Here is an 18,117-nt window from a genome sequence, read left to right as displayed (position 1 = left end):
GGGTGGGTGAATCAGGGCGTGAGCCGCAGCGTGTGCACGGCGGCGTCGCGCACCGACTCCTTCCGCGAGTACATCGGCAGCAGCCCGCCTTCGGCCCAGAGCGTCGCCTGGTCCCAGTAGTTGTCGTGGAAGGCATGGCCGGAGGCGCCGGTCAGGTTGATCCAGCGTGACTTGTCCAGGTCGCCCAGGTCGACGACCATCCGCATCGACGGTACGGCGGTGACGGCGTAGCCCTTCTGCACGTTCCAGCCGGTCGCGTTGACCGCGTCCTTGTTGCCGGGCACCGGCAGCGGGCCCCGGTTGAACAGGGCCTCGATCGGCCCGATGCCCGACGTGCCGAGCGAGCCATGGGTCAGCGGCAGCTGGTGCAGGTCGCCCCAGCGCCAGGAGCCGACGTCGTCGCCGAGCAGCCCGGACACCTCCTGGTAGGCGTCGGCCAGCGCCTGGCGGAGGATGTCGTCGCGGGTCTCGGTGGCCTGCTTGGTCGTCGTGTCGTCCCAGAACGGGTCGTCGGGGGTGTCGAGCAGCCGCCTGACCACCTCGTACCAGCGGTCGCCGCCGCTCGGCCGGGCGGCCTCCGGCAGGTCGTCGTCGAACGTCAGCTTGAGCAGGTGGCGCCAGACCGCGTTGAAGTAGGCGGCGGGGGCCGAGTCGAGGCCCTGCGAGCCGTCCCAGCCCTTCAGCAGCTCCCGGGCGCGCGCGCTCGGGCCGGCCAGCTCCACCTCCATGAGCGCGGGGATCAGCGTGGTGGCCAGGCCGTTGTTGCTGTCCTGCTGGATCTTGGACATGGTCGCCGCGTCGACCTGGCCCTTGTCGATCTCCTGCTTGAGCCGGTCGGTGATGCGCTGCGAGCGGTAGCCGTAGGACCAGTCCTTGGTCAGCAGCGGCTGGTAGCGGCGAGGGTCGATGACCGCGTTGTTGGCGGTGACGATGTAGCCCTCCGCGGGGTTCTCGACCGAGGGGAGCTGGTCGTAGGGGATCGGCGCGGTCTTCCAGTCGTACTCGCCGGTCCAGCCGGGCACCGGCCAGGTGCCGTCGCCCTTCTCGCGCACCGGGATCCAGCCGGGCGCCTGGTAACCGATGCCGCCCTCGGTGTCGGCGTAGACGAGGTTCTGGGCGGGCACGTCGAACAGCGCCGCCGCGGCCCTGAACTCGTGCCAGTCGGCGGCCTCGTTCAGTGCGAAGATCGCGTCGGCGGTGCGGCCGGGCATCAGCGCGGTCCACTGCAGGGCCACCGCGTTGGCTCCCTCGCCCGGCTTGACGTCGCCCATCACCTCGTTGATCAGCGGCCCGTGCCGGGTGCTCCTGACGTCGATCGTGACGGTGGCGCCTCCTGCCACCTTGATCTCCTCACGCCTGGTCTCCAGCTTGGCCTGCTCGCCCTTGTACAGGTAGGTGTCGCCCGTGACCTTCTCCATGAACAGGTCGGCCACGTCGGGCCCCAGGTTGGTGAAGCCCCAGGCGATCTTGTCGGTGTGCCCGATGACGACGCCGGGCAGGCCGGCGAAGGTGAACCCGGTGACGTCGTAGCCGCACTGCTCCGTGATCTCCCTGCAGTGCAGCCCCGCCTGGTACCAGACCGACGGGAGCTGGGCCGACAGGTGGGGGTCGTTGGCGAGCAGCGGCTTGCCGCTGGCCGTGTGGCGGCCGGAGACCACCCACGAGTTGGAGCCGATGCCCTCGTGGTCGGGGCCGCTCATCGTGCCGGGCAGGGCGTCGAGTGTCTTCCTGGCCTGTGCCAGCGCCGCCGCGCCTCGCGCGTCGGTCGCCGGCTCGTCCTGCCGCGGCTTGGCCCGCTGGTCGAAGCGCTCCTCGACGATCGCCCCCTGGGTGACGATCGGCTCGTGCTCGTCGAACGGGTAACCGGGGTAGAGCTGCTCGACCCGCTCCCGGGGGAGCTTGGTGAGGGCGAGCGCGCGGTCGATCTCGTCCTCCAGGTTGGAACGCAGGTCCCAGGCCATGGCCTTCAGCCAGGCGACCGAGTCGACCGCGGTCCACGGCTCGGGGGTGTAGCCGCCGTTCTGCACCTTGAGCACGGAGTATTCGAGGCTGCGGTCGGAGGCGTTCGGGTTCGCCTGGAGCCAGGCGTTCACGCCCTTGGCGTAGGAGTCGAGGTAGCGCCGGGTGCGCACGCTCAGCTCGGGCAGCTCACGTTCGGCCACCTGGCGCCAGCCCATGGTCCTGATCGCCTTGTCGGTCTCGACCGTGGCCGCGCCGAACAGCTCCGACAGCCGCCCGGCGGTCGTGTGCCGCCGGAAGTCCATCTCCCAGAACCGGTCCTGCGCGTGCGCGAAGCCCTGCGCCATGAACAGGTCCTCGGACGTGTCCGCGTAGATGTGCGGGATGCCAGATTTATCGCGATAAATCTCCACATTCCCGTTTAAGCCCGACAGCCGCAGAGTCCCCTCCACCTGGGGGAACGACTGCCGTACGGTGTACACGAGCACCCCCGCGAGCACCACGGCGAGTGCGAGGAAGATGGTCAACACCCGTGCCAACCAGCGCAAAGGCCACGGCAGCCAGGCATAGGGCCTCAACCTCACGAAAACCTCCAAACTCCCGCGATGCCCCCTAAGTCTGGCAGTCCGTGGTCACTGCTCTCACCGTCACGGCGACCGGCCGTCAGTGTCCGCCGAGCACCCAGACCTGCCCGTCGGGCGTGTCGGAGACCAGAACGCCGATCTCGGCGAGCGAGTCGCGCAACCGGTCGGCGGCGGGCCAGTCGTGGGAGTCGCGGGCCCGGGCCCGCTGGTCGAGAAGCTCGGCCGCGCCCGGCGGCAGCATCGGGGTCCTGCCGATCCCGGTCGAGAGGTCGAGCGCCAGCACGTGGTCGAGATGCAGGAACGACTCGAACTTGGAGCCGGGCGGCACCGACTCGTCGCGTTCGAGCTCGCGCAGGATCCGCAACGCCGTGGGGGTGTCGAGGTCGTCGTCGAAGGCCGCCTCGGCGCGCTCGACGTGGTCGCGGGCCATCGGCGCGCTCGGCGACTCCGACCACTCGGCCACCCGGCCCCGCCAGCGCCGCAGCGTGCGGTCGGCGGCCCGCAACGCGTCCCAGTCGAGGCTGACCTGGTGACGGTAGCGCTGCTCCATGAACGCCAGCCGCACGGCGAGCGGGTCGAGCCCGGCCTCGGCGACGTCGGACAGCAGCACCACGTTGCCGGTCGACTCGGCCATCTCGCGGCCGTCGAACAGCAGGTGCTCGCCGTGCACCCAGTGCTTGACCACCTCGTGCCCGGCGGCCGAGTCGGACTGGGCGCGCTCGTCCTCGTGGTGGGGGAAGCGCAGGTCGATGCCCCCGGTGTGGAGGTCGACCCGCTCGCCGAGGAAGCGCAGGGACATGGCCGAGCACTCGATGTGCCGGCTAGGGAAGCCGCGACCCCACGGGGCGTCCCAGGTCAGCTCGCCGTCGCCGGGCCTCCACAGCGCCCAGTCGGCGTGGAAGCGCTTGCGCGGGTCGACGTCGCCGTGCCGGTGACCGGGTCTGAGGGCGTCGAGCCGGTTGCCGGAGATCTCGCCGTACGTCGGGAAGGACGCGGCGTCGAAGAAGACCGAGCCGTCCGGGACCGCATAGGCATGGCCCTGCTCGATGAGCTTGGCGATCAGCTCGACCATGGGCTCGATCGTCTCGCTGGTCCGGGGGGCGTGCTCCGGCGGCCGGAGGTTCAGCGCGGCCGTGTCGCTCTCGAAGGACTCCTCGTAGTGGCGGGTGACCTCCGTGACCGGACGGCCCTCGGCCCGCGCCCGGGCGAGGACCTTGTCCTCACCGACGCCCCCACCGACGCCCTCACCGACGTCCTTACCGGAGTCCGTGTCGCCGGCGAGGTGACCCACGTCGGTGATGTTGCGGCAGACCACCAGGCGCACGCGCCGGCGCTCCAGGACCCGGCGGATCAGGTCGGACAGCAGGTAGGAACGCAGGTCGCCGACATGCGCGTGCCGGTAGACGGTCGGCCCGCAGGTGTACATGCGCAGTGCCCGCGCGGGAGCGATCTCCTCGGTACGCCTGGTCCTCGTGTCGTAGATCCGCAACATCCCCCGAGCCTAGCCCTCGGCCCGCGCAGGAGGTCATCCGCCCAGGAAGCCGACGATGTCGCGGTCGCCGCGCTCGCGCAGCCGGGCCAGCACCTCGTCGCGGGAGGTCGTGTCGGGCAGCCCGACCCGGGCGCCGATCAGCCGCAGCCCCTCCATCTCTGAGGTCACCGGCGCGGTGTAGCCGATGAGGTGGAGGGCGCGGTTCAGCGGCGGTATCCCCGCCGGGGCGGCCGGCAGGTAGCGCGTCAGCAGCTCGCCGCCGTCGGAGACGGTCAGGAACACGTGGTCACCCTCGCCGGCCTTGAAGTCGGCCAGCACGTTGCGGATCGAGCCCATCGTCGGCTGGTTGTGCCAGCTGATCACCACGTCGCCGGACGGCGTCGAGGCGGTGAGCTGGCCACCGGGAGCCATGCCCAGGTAGGCCGCGAACCCCGTGGGCAGCGGCGAGCCCGACCCGCGCAGATGCTCGGCGTTGACGTCCACCCGGTGCCACCAGCGCCCGTCGCGGCTGCGGAAGCTGCGCCGGGTCTCCGACACGTCCTTACGCGGCTGGTACGGCTCCGCCTCCCCGGTGGGAGAGGTGCCCGCCACCCGGATCCACCCGCGCTGGGTCCGCTCGAACCCCGGCCCGCCCGAGTAGGCCCGGACCGAGCTCTCGCTCACGTCGTAGCGGGAGGTCAGGTTGGTGACGATGGTGCTGACCGAGGCCTCGCCGCCGGCCCGCTCGATCTCCCTGGCGATCATCTCCCTGATGCCCAGGTACTCGTCGCCGCCCCACTTGGTCAGGCCGTACTTGTTGCGGTCGACCCGGTGGAAGCGCCCGTCGGCGGTGAGCTGGTTGCGGATGCCGACCAGGCTGTAGTCCTCGCCGATGCGCTCCTGGATCTCCTCGGGCGACAGCGGGCGACCGGCCACCAGCAGCACCGCCTCGGCCTTCTCGTTGATGCTGCGCGGCCACGGCACCACGTGCTGGTCGAGCACCCGCAGCTGCGGCACCGACGCGATCCACCGCTCGGCCACGTCCTCGCGGATGCCGAGCTGCGTGACCATGGCGACGGCCTCGCCGAGCGGCCGGGGCCCGTCGGCGAACAGCTGGCGCGTCTTCTCGCGCAGCTCCTCGGCCCCGCCCGCGATCAGCCAGCCGTCGGCCTGCTCGTAGCCGGTCAGCAGCGTGCGCACGAACCGCCAGGCCGGGATGCCCAGGGTGCGCAGCTCGGCGCGATGCCACGGCACCGCCGCGGCCAGGTCGTCGGCGGGCACCGCCGAGCCGAGCCGGCCCCGCAGCCAGGTGACGTGCGCGACCAGGGCGGTCGCCTCCGGCCCGCCCAGCCAGGCCTCCACGTGGTCGCGCAGGTCGCGCTCGATCTGCCTGATCCGCTCCCGCGTCACGGAGAAACGCTGCGCCAGCTCGTCGAGCGTGGCCCGCTGCACCGCGTAGAGCCGGTCGCGCGCGATCGCCCGCTGCCGGTCGTCCAGCGCCGCGAACAGCCCGTCGACCAGGTCGGGCAGCGGCTTGTCGGGGCGGGCCGGCGCAGGCTCGGGCGCCGGCTCCAGCAGTCGCTCGAACACCCCGCCGAACAGCTTCTGCACCACGTCCTTGCCCAGGGTCTCGGGTGCCCGCTCCGCCTCGGCCGGGTTGGCGAAACGCAGCAGCGGCAGGATGTCGCCGAGCAGCAGATGGCCCCAGCAGGTGACGGCGAGATCGGCGAGACGGCCGGCCACGGCCTGGGCGCCCACGATGGCGCACGCGCGGTCGAGGGGGATCGCCTGCCACCAGGCCTCGGGCAGCTGGGGATCCTCCGCGATCGGCGCGATCTGCCCAGGGGAGGTCCAGCGCAGGGGTGGCGCGAGGTCACTCAGGCTGAGGTTCATTGAGGTCCAACCGGCGAAGGGAAGATATCCGCAGTTCAGAGTATGTGATCAGAGCTACAGAAAAGGGCTACCTCTTCCCGAATGGGATATGTAGAGCATCGAGCGTGCTCGCGTGCAGGCGACGTACAGCATGCCCCGCTCCCGCTGCAGGAGTCGCGCGCGGGCGCCAGGATCGTCGGGTGGCGTCTCGGGCACGATACCCTCCGCCACGCCGATGAGGGCGACGCGCTCGAATTCGAGCCCCTTCAGATTCTGGAACGTCGACACCCGGACGTCGGCATCGGCGAGCGCCCGCCTGGCCGCTCGCACCAGCTGCGGGGTGCGGGCTCCTACGGCGATCTGCCCGGCGGGCACGCCCTCCTCCAGCCAGGACGCGATCGTCGTGGCCAGCCCGGCCAGCTCCGCCTCGGCCGAGTCGTAGACCCGGATCAGCGGGTGCTCGCCGTTGCGCGTCGCGCGGAAGCCGTACAGGCCGGAGACGCCCTTGACCAGCCCGCCCGCCAGGCCGCCGCCGCGCAGCCGGACGCCGAACGAGAGCAGCTCCTGCGGCAGCCTGCGGGAGATCCACAGCGAGTGCAGGGCGGCGGGGATGCCCACGGCGCCGAGCGCCACGCGCGTGTCGGTGATCCGCTGATGAGGGTCGCCCACGATGAACAGGTCGTCGTGCGCGTGCGGCACCGCCGCGCGCAGCAGCCGCCACTGCGCCGGGCTGATGTCCTGAGCCTCGTCCACGATGATGTGACGGTACGGCTTGCGTCCCGGCTCCACATCGTCGAGTAGATCTCCCGTGGCTCTCGACAACAGGCGCAGCGCCTCGTCGGTCAGCTCCGCCAGGGTCCGGGCCCCGGGGCCGACCAGCACGGGCCGCCGCCCCTCGGCGTGACCCACGATCCGCATCGCCAGCCGCTCGGCGTTGTCCACCTCGACCCGCTTGCGCAGCACCTCGTCGCCGAGCAGCCGGTCGAGCCTGGCGGACAGCTCCTCGCCGAGGCTCTGCGAGTAGGTCACCAGCAGCACCGGCCCCTTGCCGTGCCTGGCCAGGTAGGCGGCCCGGTGCAGGGCCAGGAGCGTCTTACCGGTGCCCGCCCCGCCGATGACCAGCACCGGATTGTCGTAGCGGGCGGCGCGGGCCAGCCGGTGCTGCGGCGGATACAGGAACGTGCACCACGCGGGCGACTCCAGCACCCGTTCCAGCTCCAGCTTGTCGGTGACGAACACCGCCCGGTCCGGACTGCGGCGCAGCGCCGCGTGGAAGTCGTCGCCGTCGATCGGCCCCGGGTCGCCGTCGTAGGGGCGGTGCCCGTCCAGCTCCCGCCAGGCGTCGGAGAGCGAGCCGCCGCGCGCCAGCACCGCCAGCGGAGCGTGCTGGGTGGGCGGGAGAAGTGGTTCGAGCGCCTCCACGTCGGCCTCGGTGGAGATGAGCCGCACCAGCCGTAACGCCCGCACGTCGATGCCGAGGGCGAGCAGGTCGCCGTCACAGATCGGATCGAACAGCCGCGAGGTGCCCGCCGACCTGCGCAGCGCGGGCTCCACCCGCTCCAGCGCCTCGGCGTCCCACTCCTCGACCACCCCGATCACCGGGTTGATCCCGTAGCGGTGGCGCCGCGCGTACGACCAGGCGTCCGGGTCGGGCAGCACCGTGAGCAGCCAGTAGACGTCCCGGTCGCGCGCCACCACGCCACGATGCCCTTCGGCGAGCCGCAGGGTCGCGATCCGCGCGTCCCGGGCGCCCCTGACCCGCTCGGGGTGCGGACCGCCCGTGACGTTCAGCAGGAAGCGGCGCAGCGCGACCACGGCGTCCCTGCGCACCGGCTGGGCCAGTGCGCTGAGCTCCCTGGGGAACTCCGGGCCGATCGCGAGCCGCGGCACGGCTCAGTCCAGCAGAACGAGCAGGTCGCGGTCCCCGCGCTCGCGGAGCCTGGTGAACAGGTCGGGCAGGGCCACCGGGCCGGTCATGCCGATCCTGGTGGCGATCACCCTCGCGGCCTGATCCTTGGTGCCGCCCGGCGCGGTGTAGCCGACCAGGCGGAGCGCCCTGGTGATCTTCTCGGCGCTCTGCGCGGCGACCGGCAGGTGCCTGGCCCGCAGCACCCCCTCGTCCGACAGCGTGAGGAACAGGTGACCGCCCTCCTTCGCGCCCACGTCCACGAGCAGCCGTTCGATGGACTCCAGCACCGGCCTGCCGTGCCACGTCATGGTCAGCGAGCCCGCCGCGCTCTTGACGGTCCGGGTCTCACCGGGCGACAGGCCCAGGTACGCCGCGAACCCGGTGGGCAGCGCGCACTCGCTTCCGGCCAACTGGTCGGCCGTGACGTCGATGCGCAGCCACCACCGCCCGTCCGGCTGGCGGAAGCAACGCCGCGTCTGGGAGACGTCCTTCAACGGCTGGTACGGCTTCGCCGGCTGCTCGACCGGCCCCCCGTTGGCCTCCCCGGGGTTGGCCTCCCCGGAGTTGGCTTCCACGGGCGTGGCCGGCGCGAACGCCTGGAACAGCGGCGCCGGAGGCGGCGCCCCGTTGGCCGGAGCCGGCCGGGCGAACGCCGACGGCGCCTCGGGCCGCGCCCCCGGCTCCTCGGGCCGCATCCCCGCCGCCTCGGGCAACGGCCCTGGGCCGCCCTCCTGGTGCGCGTGGGCCGGCAGGGTCGCCAGCACGAACTGCCAGGCGGGCACCTCCAGCGCGCGGATCTCCTTCGTGTGCCACGGCGCCGCCCCGATCAGCCGCTCCTTGGGTGCGGCCGGGCCGATCGACCTGCGCAGCTCGTCCAGGTGCGCTCGGTACGGGGCCGCCTCGTCGCTGGCCAGCCACTGGTCGAGCTGGGCCCTCAGCCGCGTCTCGGTCGCGGCGATCTCGGCGGGGGGCACGGCGAACAGCTTGGCCAGCTGGTCCACCGCCGACGGCTCGTCGGTGAACACCCTGTTCTGCGCCACGGCCCAGCTCTTGTCGTCCAGCCCGGCGAACGCCACCTCGATCAGCTCAGCCAGATCCCGCCCGTCACCGGACGGCCCGTCCGCACCGCCACGCCCGCCCCCGGCGCCGTCATCGACGTCCTCGTCCCGAACTCGTCCCGCCGAACCGCCCGCGCCGGCGGCCCGCGCCTGCGGGTCAGCGGCGTCACCCGGGTCAGCCGCAGCGATGGCCACTTCCGCCGGCGAGTCACCCGCGTCGGCCCGGTAAGCGTCACCGGCGTCGGCCTGTGGATCGGCTGCATTCGCCCGGTCCGAGTCAGCGGCGTTCGCGTCCGCTCGTAGGACGGCGGCGTTGGCGTCCGCCTGTGGATCGGCTGCATTCGCCCGGTCCGAGTCAGCGGGGTTCGCGTCGGCTCGCGGGTCGGCGGCGTTCGCGTCGGCCACGCCCGCGTGTTCAGCGTCAGCGGCGTACACCTCGCCGTCCTCGTCGGCGGCGGCGTTCGCGCGTGAGTCGTCCGCGTCGGCGGCGAGTTCCGGTTCGCGAGCCGGGGTCTCGCCGTTGCCCGCACGGTGCGCTTCGACGGCCTCGTCCGCGAAGTCCGAAACCTGCCGACGCGCCTCGGCGGCCTCGTCAGCGGATTCGGCGGCCCGCCGGCGTGCGTCGGCGGATTCGGCCGCCAGTCGGCGTGGGTCGGCGGCTTCGTCGGCGGCCTGCCGGTCCGGTTCTGCGTCGTTGGCGGCCTCGGCCTGGAACCCGGCCACGTCCCCCTGTGCGCCGGCCGCGCCTGCCGCGGCGGAGTTCGTACTCGCCGGCGAGACGACACGGTCGGCGGCGTCCGGACCCGACGGCGAGTCGGCCGCGGCTGAAGCCGGGGGTTCGGCCAAGGACAGGCCGGGGGAGTCGGCCGCGCCTTCGTCGGGCTGGTCGTGTGGGTCGACGGCTCGGAAGTGGGGGCGGAAGATGTCGGCGAGGCCGTCGCCCGGGGACGCGCCGCCGGGGGAGGGGTCTCTGGGGGGCCCGTCGAGGACACGGGGGCGCAGCGGGCCCGAGGAGTCGGCCGAGGGCACGTCGGCGTCGACCGCCAGTTGCGGCTCGGAGGCGTCCTCGGTCAGGGGTTCGGCGTCGGCGTCGAGCACCGGCTGGGAGTCGTCGACGGCCGGTTCGAGAACCACGATCTCGGCGCCGGGCGCCTTGGCGGGAGCGGCCGCGGGACGAGCGGGTGCGAGTCGTACCAGGACCGAGGAGAACAGGGTGGTGAGCACGGGGCGCGCCTGGATGAACGGCTGGTCGACCAGCTCTCTGCCCGTCAGGGCGAGCAGTCCGGCCCAGGAGCCCGCCCGGTCGAGCGCGATCGCGACCTGAGGCTCGTCGGCCTCGTCCGGATCGAGCACGTGCAGCGCGGGCAGGACGTCACCCACGGAGGCGGCGGGCCAGTGCTCCAGCGTGATCTCCGTGAGGAGCTCCGCCAGCGACTCCGGGGCGATCGCCGCGAGGACGAGCGGCAGGGGCAGGCTGCGCCACCAGGCGTCCGGAAGGTCCGGCTGCCCGGTGAGAAGCGTGATCGTGGACGCGTCGCTCCACCTCAACGGTGGTACGAGGTCGCTCAGGCAGAAATTCATCCCGTTCCGTTCACCAGCCCCTCACTCCGCCGAAGCGGTGCAGCCATACTCTCGCCGCCCACGGAAAAGACCATAGTCCGGCAAAACGGCACTACGCATCATGGACGACGCATCAACGTCGTACGGCGGCGAAGCGCAGGCGTACGTAGTCGGCCATCCAGCCGGTCTCCCTGCGCAGCGCCGGCGCCGCCAGTTCGTTGACCCGCCGGAGCAGGGGTTCGACGATATCCGGCGGCAGCCCTTCGAGTACCGAGGACGCGAACATGCGCACCCAGTCGGCGGCTCCGGCGGGGCACTCGTCGAGGGGCGTGGGGCGGTCGAAGTATTCGAGCAGCCGCACGACGAAGCCCTCGCGCTCCAGGCGCCGGGCGTACTCGGCGGGAGTGGGAAAATACCAGGGCAGGTCGGGTTCGCGCAGGCCGTACTCTCGCCAGGCCGTGAGCATGGCGGCGGTCAGCTCGGCGCAGTTGCCGGCCCCGCCCATCTCGGCCACGAATCTCCCGCCGGGCGTGAGCGCCTCGCGCACGCTGGCGATGACGGCGGCGGGGTCGCGGCTCATCCAGTGCAGCGCGGCGTTGGAGAAGACGGCGTCGTAGGCCTGCGCCACGGTGAAGTCGTGGCCGTCGCCGATGATGAAGTCGATGCCCGGATACTGGGCGAGGGCCTTCTCGATCATCGCGGAGGACCCGTCGATGCCGAGCACGCGGGCCCCGCGGGAGGCGATCTGGGCGGTCTGCACGCCGGTGCCGCAGCCGAGGTCCAGCACGCGCTCCCCCGGCTGCGGGTCGAGCAGGTCGACGAGGGGAGCGCCCTGGGTGGAGACGTAGCCGAAGCTGCCGTCGTAGGCGCGACTGCTCCACCGCTCCAAGCTCGGTGTGTCATAGCGCAAGACGATCAGCTCTCATTCGTCAGACATCGGGCCCCCGTGGCCGTGCTGTCCATTCACTTTAGAGGCTGAACGTCTCTATGACATACCAAGTCACATCGGTCTCATCCGCCGCTCTTTGTCCATTCCTTCTTCAGGTAGGACTTGCCGGCGTCCGTCTGCGGGATCGTGAGCAGGATGGGCGGCCCGGGAGCCGCGGGCAGCCGGGCGGCCTGGTGGGTGTCGAGGGTGCCCCGCGTGAGCATGGCCTCGCCGCGGGCGGGCCGGGCGAAGCCCTTCTGGAGGAGGTTCTGGCCTTCGTCGGAGAGGACGAACTCCTGCCAGAGCCGGGCGGCGGCGGGATGTGGCGCGTGCTTGCTGATCGCCAGGACGTGGTAGGCGCCGAGCGGCGCGTCCTTCGGGATCGTCACCTTCCACGCTTCGGGGTCATGGGCGCTGCGGGCGGCGTTGAGGTGGTCCCAGCCGACGACCACGTTGGCCTTGGCCGGCTCGGTGAGCCGCCCCTCCCGCTTCAGCCTGTGGAACAGCTCGACTCCGCGCTGCGGGCGGGGCACGCCGTGCAGCAGCGAGGCCGCCATCACGCCCTCGAAGGCGCCCATGGAGCGCAGCGGGTCGCCGTCGAGCGCCACCATGTAGCCGGGCTTGGCCAGGTCGGCGAAGGAGGCGGGCGCGGGCACCGTGCGCGGGTCGTAGCCGATCGACATGTAGCTGCCGTAGGCGGCGTACCAGGCGCCGGACGCGGCCTTGACGTCGTCGGGCAGGTCCTGCCAGCCCTGCACCTTGTACGGGGCGAAGGTGGCGGCGTTGGCCACCGCCACGTCCAGGGTCAGGTCGAACACGTCGGGCTTCAGCCGCCCGGCGGCGTCGATCTCGCGCTGGCTGCTGGCGTTCGGTTCGAGCTCGTTCACCTTGACGCCGTACTTCTCGGCGAAGGTGTCGATGATCTGGCCGTAGTTGACCCAGTCACGCGGCAGGGCGATGACGTTGAGCTCGCCCTCCTGCTTGGCGGCCTCGGCGAGCCGCTCCAGGCTGCCGAAGCCCGCCTTCATGGAGCTGGCCTTGGCGTTGACCGGAGGCAACGGCTTGGACTCTGTGGTCGTCGACGCGCCGCATCCGGCGCTGACGAGGATGGCTGCGACAGCGGCGCAGGTACGTACGGTCACAGAGTGAATACTTACGGTTATGAAGCTCCAGGTCGAGGAGGCGCGGCGGGAACGACTCGGGCCGCCACCAGCGACTCTTCGGGGATCTCCACCAGCGTGCCGTCTCTTTTACGAACTTTGAGGATTCCGTCGTCCCACGCTTCCAGGATGCCCACGGCGTCGCGGAAACCCCCCGGATCGCGTCTGCGCGTGGTGATTCGCGTCCCCACGTCGGCGACTGTGATGCTGATCACGAAGCGACCGGCCACGAGTTTGCCACCCTCCGTTCCGGCCAGTTGGCAAGCACGGCAATACTAGGGCGTAGCAAACCGCGGTCAGAGACATGCCATGGTGGCGGAGAAGAAGGAGCTCGAGGTGACCTACGTCATCGCGCAGCCTTGCGTGGACGTCCTGGACAAGGCGTGCATCGAGGAATGCCCCGTCGACTGCATCTACGAGGGCGAGCGCATGCTTTACATTCACCCCGACGAGTGCGTTGACTGCGGCGCGTGCGAGCCAGTGTGCCCCGTCGAGGCCATTTTCTATGAGGACGACCTTCCTGAGCAGTGGAAGGAGTACTACCGGGCCAACGTCGACTTCTTCGAGGACCTCGGCTCGCCCGGTGGCGCCTCCAAGGTCGGCAAGATCGAGAAGGACCACCCGGTCGTGGCCGCGCTGCCCCCGCAGGGCGAGGGTCACTAGCCGTCGCAGGGCGTGGGCCGCTCTCCGGAGCCGCCCACCCGCGGGTCTTCCCGGGCGCCGTCTCGGGAAGACGTGGCGAGCCGGTCCTCCGGCATGCGTCGCATCCCGCCGCACCACCGAGATCCTGGAGCCTCGTGAACACCCTGCCTGACTTCCCGTGGGACCGGCTGGAGCCGTACAAGGAGCGCGCCCGCGCGCATCCCGAGGGCATCGTCGACCTCTCGGTCGGCACGCCCGTCGATCCGGTGCCGCAGTTGGTCCAGAACGCGCTGTGCGCGGCGGCGGACAGCCCCGGCTATCCGCTGACCCACGGCACCACGGAGTTGCGGGAGGCCGCGGCGGGCTGGCTGCACCGCAGGCACGGCGTCACCGTCGACGCGCGCGACGTGCTGCCGCTGCTCGGGTCCAAGGAGTTCGTCGCCTGGCTGCCGACCTATCTCGGCGCCAAGCGGGTCGTCTTCCCCGAGCTGGCCTATCCCACCTACGACGTGGGGGCCCGGCTGGCCGGGGCGGCGGCGATGGCGGCCGACGGCCTGCTGGCGCTCGGCCCCCAGCACGTCGACCTGGTCTGGGTCAACTCCCCGGGCAACCCCACGGGCCGGGTTCTGCCGCCCGAGCACCTGCGCAAGGTGGTGGCCTGGGCGCGCGAGCGCGGCACGGTCGTCGCCTCAGACGAGTGCTACCTGGAGCTCGGCTGGGAAGAGCGGCCGGTCTCGATCCTGCATCCCGACGTCTGCGGCGGCTCCCACGAGGGGCTGCTCGCGGTGCACTCGCTGTCCAAACGGTCCAACCTGGCCGGATATCGGGCGGCGTTCGTCACGGGCGATCCCGCTCTGGTGGGCCGGCTGCTGCACGTGCGCAAGCACGCGGGCATGCTGATGCCCGGTCCCGTCCAGGCCGCGATGACGGCCGCGCTGGGCGACGACGAGCACGCCGACGCGCAGCGCGAGCTCTACGCCGCCCGTCGTGCCCGGCTGCGTCCCGCGCTCGAACAGGCGGGCTGGCGCGTCGATCACTCGACGGCCGGACTGTACCTTTGGGCGTCCAACGGAGAGCACGCCTGGGATCAGGTAAGCAAACTCTCCGAAATCGGCATTTTGGTCGCACCGGGCGATTTCTACGGACCAGCAGGTAAGCGACATGTCCGTATCGCCATGACGGCCACTGACGAAAGGATCAGTGCGGCGGTGCGCCGCCTCCAGTAGGATCCCGCGTCATAGTTGGCTCGCAATTGCGAGCAAGCATAAATTGATAAGGGCGTTTGCCGAGGCAGACCGCGAGTGGAGCGAGCTGATCGATGAGCATGACCTCCATGGTCGTACTCGGGCTGAGCATCGCCACCGTCCTCCTGCTGCTGGGAGCCTTCTTGGCCACCCTGCGCCAGGACAGGAAGGGCCGCACAGCCGCGCCGCCGGTTGAGGTCGCTCCTGTTGAGACCCCGTTACCGGCGCCGGTGAGCGCGGCTGGGCATGCGGGGTCCGACTACACCGATCCCCGGGCCATCCAGGTCGGAGACCGGATCCACGTCCACGGCTCGCCCGCGCGCGTGCTGGGCGCGATGTTCATGTCGTGGCAGGGCCAGCAGTGGACCGAATACCTGCTGCGCGACCGCACCCGCCGCTTCCAGTGGCTGTCGGTGGAGGTGCGCCAGGGCCTCGCCCAGGGAGATCCGCCGCACCTGGAGGTGCTCCTCTGGACCGAGGTGCCCACCCAGGGCATGGTTCCCGCCAAAAGCATGCTGATCATGGAGGGCGTCGAGTTCTTCCCGATCGAGCGGGGCACGGCGGCGTTCAGATGTGAGGGCGACACTGGCAACCCCGAGCGTGGGCTGCTCGACTTCGCCGACTACCGCGCCTCCGACGGGCGGTTGCTCTCCTTCGAGCGCATCCAGGGCAGGTCGTGGACCGCCAGCTACGCCCGGCCGCTGCCGCCCGGCTCGATCGACATCGTCAGCCGCGCGTCCTAGGACAGCTCGACGCGGCGGTCGCCCGCCTTGCCGCCGGACTGCCAGTCATCGACCTCCAGATCGTTGGACCAGGTGGCCCCGCTGAACCCGACCCGGCTCAGGCCGTATTTCTGCGCGTGGGCCACCGACCAGGCGGCGATCAGCCAGCCGCGCCTCTTGGTGGTGACGGTGGCGTTGCCGAGTGCCCGCGCCAGCTGGCGGCGGGCCTCGCCGGTCCGCGCCACGGGCGCGGCGGTCTGCCCCTTGGCCGGTGGATACCAGCAGTGCACGGCCCGGGGGACCCGGCCGGTGAACGCCGCGGCCAGGATCTTGGCATCGGTCTCGTGGGGCGCGTAGGCGTAGCCGCCGGCGGAGCGCTGCACCTCCTGCGCGGCCTCGGCCAGCGGGATGGTCCGGTAGTTCTTGACCTTGACCAGCGCGGCGAAGAACTTGTTCGTCGAGTAGACCGGGTCCATGATCTGTTTCTGCGTGCCCCACCCCTGCGACTCGCGCTGCTGGAACACACCGACCGAGTCGCGGTCGCCGTGGTCGAGGTTGCGGAGCTTCGACTCCTGCAGCGCCGTCGCGTAGGCGATCACCACGGCCCGCTCGGGCAGCTTGCGCCGCGCCGCCACGGCCGCGATGGTGGCCGACACCTGCGCCTGCTCGATGTCGAGGCCGAGCGACCCGTCGGGAGTCCGCACGGCGCAGGAGGCCTCGGGCACGGCCAGCGGCTTGGCCTTCTTGAGCAGCGTGTAGAGGCCCACGGAGATCCCCACCGCGAGCACGAGAACGATGACCGCGATGGTGAAGACTCCGCGGGAGAAGCGCAGGCGCACCCTGAAAAACCTACCTGGCCAGATAGGCTCCGTGGCCATGAGTCACCAGAGCACCTCGTCACCGCTCCCGCGGGCCGTCGACGCCCTGTGGGAGCGGCGCGCGGAGCTGTCGCCGAGCGACGCCGAGGCCCGCGCCGTGGTGGTCGGCGCGATCGACCTGCTCGACACCGGCAAGGCGCGGGTCGCCGAGTTGTCCGACGGCGAGGTGGTCGTCGACGAGCGGGCCAAACGCGCGATCCTGCTCGCGTTCAAGGTGCTCGGCCTGGCCAGGTCGCAGGTGGGCGACTTCCAGCACCATGACCGGCTGCCGCTCAAGACCACCTTCGACGGGGTCCGGGTGGTCCCCGGGGCCATCGCGCGCTGGGGCTCCTACGCGGCGCCCGGCGTGGTGCTGATGCCGTCGTTCACCAACATCGGGGCCTACATCGGCGCCGGCACGATGGTCGACACCTGGGCCACGGTCGGATCCTGCGCCCAGATCGGCAGCAACGTGCATCTGTCGGGCGGGGTGGGCATCGGCGGTGTGCTGGAGCCGCCCAACGCCGTGCCGGTGGTCGTGGAGGACGACGCGCTGGTGGGCAGCCGCGCGATGATCGTCGAGGGCGCCCGGGTCGGACGTGGCGCCGTGGTGGGCGCGGGCACGATCCTGTCGGCGACGATCCCGGTGATCGACGTGCTGACGGGCGAGGAACTGGCCCGTGGCCGGATCCCCGACTGGTGCGTGGCCGTCGGCGGCACCCGGCAGAAGGAGTTTCCCGGAGGCGTGTTCGGGCTGCCCTGCGTGCTGGTGATCAAGCGCCTGGACCCGGGACAGCGGCATGACAAGGCGGCCCTCAATGAGGTGCTGCGCGAACATGGAGCCAATACCTGATGCTGGACCTGACACAGGACGTGCGTGCGCTGACGGCGGCGATCGTGGACATCGAGTCGGTGAGCGGAGCCGAGAAGGCGCTGGCCGACGAGATCGAGCGGGCGCTCGCCGCGCTGCCGCATCTCGAGCTCGACCGGTCGGGCGAGACCGTCGTCGCCCGCACCTCACTGGGGCGCGGCGAGCGCGTGCTGATCGCCGGACACCTCGACACGGTGCCCGTGGCCGCCAACCTGCCGAGCCGCGTCGAGGGCGACCTGCTCTACGGCTGCGGCACCTCCGACATGAAGGCGGGAGTGGCGGTCGCCCTCAAGCTGGCGGCCACCGTGCCGGTCCCCAACCGCGACATCACGTTCCTCTTTTACGACTGTGAGGAGATAGAGGCGGAGCGCAACGGGCTCACCCGGGTGAGCCGCGACCACCCCGGCTGGCTGGCGGCCGACTTCGCGGTGCTCATGGAGCCGACCGACGGGGTGATCGAGGGCGGCTGCCAGGGCACGCTGCGGGCCGAGATCCTGGTGACGGGCAAGCGCGCGCACAGCGCCAGGTCGTGGTTCGGGGTCAACGCCATTCACGGCATCGAACCGGTGCTGGCCAGACTCAACGCCTACCGGGCGCGGCGGCCGGTGGTCGACGGGCTCGAATACCACGAGGGCCTCAACGCCGTACGCGTCGAGGGCGGGGTGGCGGGCAACGTGATCCCCGACGCCTGCGTGGTGACGGTCAACTACCGGTTCGCGCCCGACCTGTCGGTGGAGGAGGCGCAGACGCACGTGCGGGAGGTCTTCGACGGGTACGAGGTCCGCTTCGTGGACGCGGCCCCCGCCGCCCGGCCGGGCCTCACGCATCCGGTGGCCGCCGCCTTCGCCGCGGCGGTGGGCGGCGTGCCCCGGGCGAAGCTGGGATGGACCGACGTGGCGAGGTTCTCCACCTTGGGAGTTCCGGCCGTCAACTACGGGCCGGGCGATCCGAACCTGGCGCACCAGCAGGGAGAGTACGTGTCGCTGTCCAAGATCGTGGAGAGCGAGCGGGCGATGCTCGACTGGCTCACAACGTGAAAGTGGCTCTCCTCGCCGGCCATTTGGCGGGGAGAGCCACTTTCAGTCCCGAGCAGCACCCTCGGCAGTTAGACGCGAGGGGGTCGAAATTCGGTTCCCTGCTTCCTCCAGATTTTTTACGAGCCCGACGCAGGCCATTCATCTGCGGTTATGCCATCCATGATGTCCTGTCGGCGACTCACACCCGGGTCCGCCCCGTAGTGAGCCCACGGGGTGACAGGCGCCGGCCGGGACTCGCCGGCC

14 protein-coding genes are annotated in these 18,117 nt (G+C 71.4%); 5 read left to right on the top strand and 9 right to left on the bottom strand.

What is annotated here, in order from left to right; translation table 11 throughout:
* Nucleotides 1–11: 11 nt before the first annotated feature.
* The 8 genes from AB0I38_RS09125 to AB0I38_RS40380 all read right to left on the bottom strand — a co-directional run bounded on the left by AB0I38_RS09125 (nt 12) and on the right by AB0I38_RS40380 (nt 12,692).
* Nucleotides 12–2,489 carry a penicillin acylase family protein gene (locus AB0I38_RS09125; protein WP_358464434.1) on the bottom strand — a complete coding sequence of 826 codons (2,478 nt, stop codon included), beginning with the start codon at nt 2,487–2,489 and terminating at the stop codon, nt 12–14.
* Between the two features lie 133 nt (nt 2,490–2,622).
* Nucleotides 2,623–4,035: a cysteine--tRNA ligase gene (gene cysS / locus AB0I38_RS09120; protein WP_358464431.1), complete on the bottom strand. Its 1,413-nt coding sequence runs from the start codon at nt 4,033–4,035 to the stop codon at nt 2,623–2,625.
* Between the two features lie 33 nt (nt 4,036–4,068).
* The gene (locus tag AB0I38_RS09115) at nt 4,069–5,907 is read right to left on the bottom strand and encodes a sigma factor-like helix-turn-helix DNA-binding protein (RefSeq protein ID WP_358464428.1); all 1,839 of its coding nucleotides are present in this window, start codon (nt 5,905–5,907) and stop codon (nt 4,069–4,071) included.
* Between the two features lie 54 nt (nt 5,908–5,961).
* Nucleotides 5,962–7,776, bottom strand: a complete 1,815-nt coding sequence (locus tag AB0I38_RS09110) for a UvrD-helicase domain-containing protein (protein WP_358464425.1) — start codon at nt 7,774–7,776, stop codon at nt 5,962–5,964.
* Nucleotides 7,777–7,779: 3 nt separating this feature from the next.
* Nucleotides 7,780–10,434, bottom strand: coding sequence for a hypothetical protein (locus tag AB0I38_RS09105; protein ID WP_358464422.1), 2,655 nt, complete (start codon nt 10,432–10,434; stop codon nt 7,780–7,782).
* Nucleotides 10,435–10,546: 112 nt separating this feature from the next.
* The gene (locus tag AB0I38_RS09100; RefSeq protein ID WP_358464420.1) at nt 10,547–11,323 is read right to left on the bottom strand and encodes a class I SAM-dependent methyltransferase; all 777 of its coding nucleotides are present in this window, start codon (nt 11,321–11,323) and stop codon (nt 10,547–10,549) included.
* Nucleotides 11,324–11,424: 101 nt separating this feature from the next.
* The gene (locus AB0I38_RS09095; RefSeq protein WP_358464417.1) at nt 11,425–12,483 is read right to left on the bottom strand and encodes an ABC transporter substrate-binding protein; all 1,059 of its coding nucleotides are present in this window, start codon (nt 12,481–12,483) and stop codon (nt 11,425–11,427) included.
* A 17-nt stretch (nt 12,484–12,500) separates the two neighbouring features.
* Entirely contained in the window at nt 12,501–12,692 is a 192-nt protein-coding gene (locus AB0I38_RS40380) for a putative acetyltransferase (protein ID WP_436838733.1), read from the bottom strand.
* 145 nt (nt 12,693–12,837) lie between these two features.
* Between AB0I38_RS40380 and fdxA the strand changes: the two genes are divergently transcribed.
* From fdxA to AB0I38_RS09080, 3 genes are all read left to right on the top strand, one after another.
* Nucleotides 12,838–13,164, top strand: a complete 327-nt coding sequence (gene fdxA / locus AB0I38_RS09090) for a ferredoxin (protein WP_189124213.1) — start codon at nt 12,838–12,840, stop codon at nt 13,162–13,164.
* Between the two features lie 134 nt (nt 13,165–13,298).
* Nucleotides 13,299–14,369 (top strand): succinyldiaminopimelate transaminase, encoded by a 1,071-nt coding sequence (dapC, locus tag AB0I38_RS09085; RefSeq protein ID WP_358464414.1) that lies wholly within the window; start codon nt 13,299–13,301, stop codon nt 14,367–14,369.
* Between the two features lie 92 nt (nt 14,370–14,461).
* Nucleotides 14,462–15,130, top strand: a complete 669-nt coding sequence (locus AB0I38_RS09080; RefSeq protein ID WP_358464411.1) for a DUF4178 domain-containing protein — start codon at nt 14,462–14,464, stop codon at nt 15,128–15,130.
* Here AB0I38_RS09080 and AB0I38_RS09075 read toward each other — a convergent pair.
* The gene (locus AB0I38_RS09075) at nt 15,127–15,948 is read right to left on the bottom strand and encodes a hypothetical protein (RefSeq protein ID WP_358464408.1); all 822 of its coding nucleotides are present in this window, start codon (nt 15,946–15,948) and stop codon (nt 15,127–15,129) included. The two genes, AB0I38_RS09080 and AB0I38_RS09075, sit on opposite strands and share 4 nt — an antisense overlap.
* Nucleotides 15,949–15,985: 37 nt before the next feature.
* Between AB0I38_RS09075 and AB0I38_RS09070 the strand changes: the two genes are divergently transcribed.
* Together AB0I38_RS09070 and dapE are read left to right on the top strand one after the other, a co-directional pair.
* The gene (locus AB0I38_RS09070; RefSeq protein WP_358464405.1) at nt 15,986–16,819 is read left to right on the top strand and encodes a 2,3,4,5-tetrahydropyridine-2,6-dicarboxylate N-succinyltransferase; all 834 of its coding nucleotides are present in this window, start codon (nt 15,986–15,988) and stop codon (nt 16,817–16,819) included.
* Entirely contained in the window at nt 16,819–17,874 is a 1,056-nt protein-coding gene (gene dapE, locus AB0I38_RS09065) for a succinyl-diaminopimelate desuccinylase (RefSeq protein ID WP_358464402.1), read from the top strand. The genes AB0I38_RS09070 and dapE overlap by 1 nt, the downstream gene beginning before the upstream one ends.
* Nucleotides 17,875–18,117: the final 243 nt, after the last annotated feature.

It is taken from the genome of Nonomuraea cavernae (assembly GCF_040655715.1).
Classification (GTDB): domain Bacteria; phylum Actinomycetota; class Actinomycetes; order Streptosporangiales; family Streptosporangiaceae; genus Nonomuraea; species Nonomuraea cavernae_A.
The sequence above is the reverse complement of the archived record's forward strand: the minus strand, read 5'-3'. Positions and strand labels throughout refer to the sequence as shown.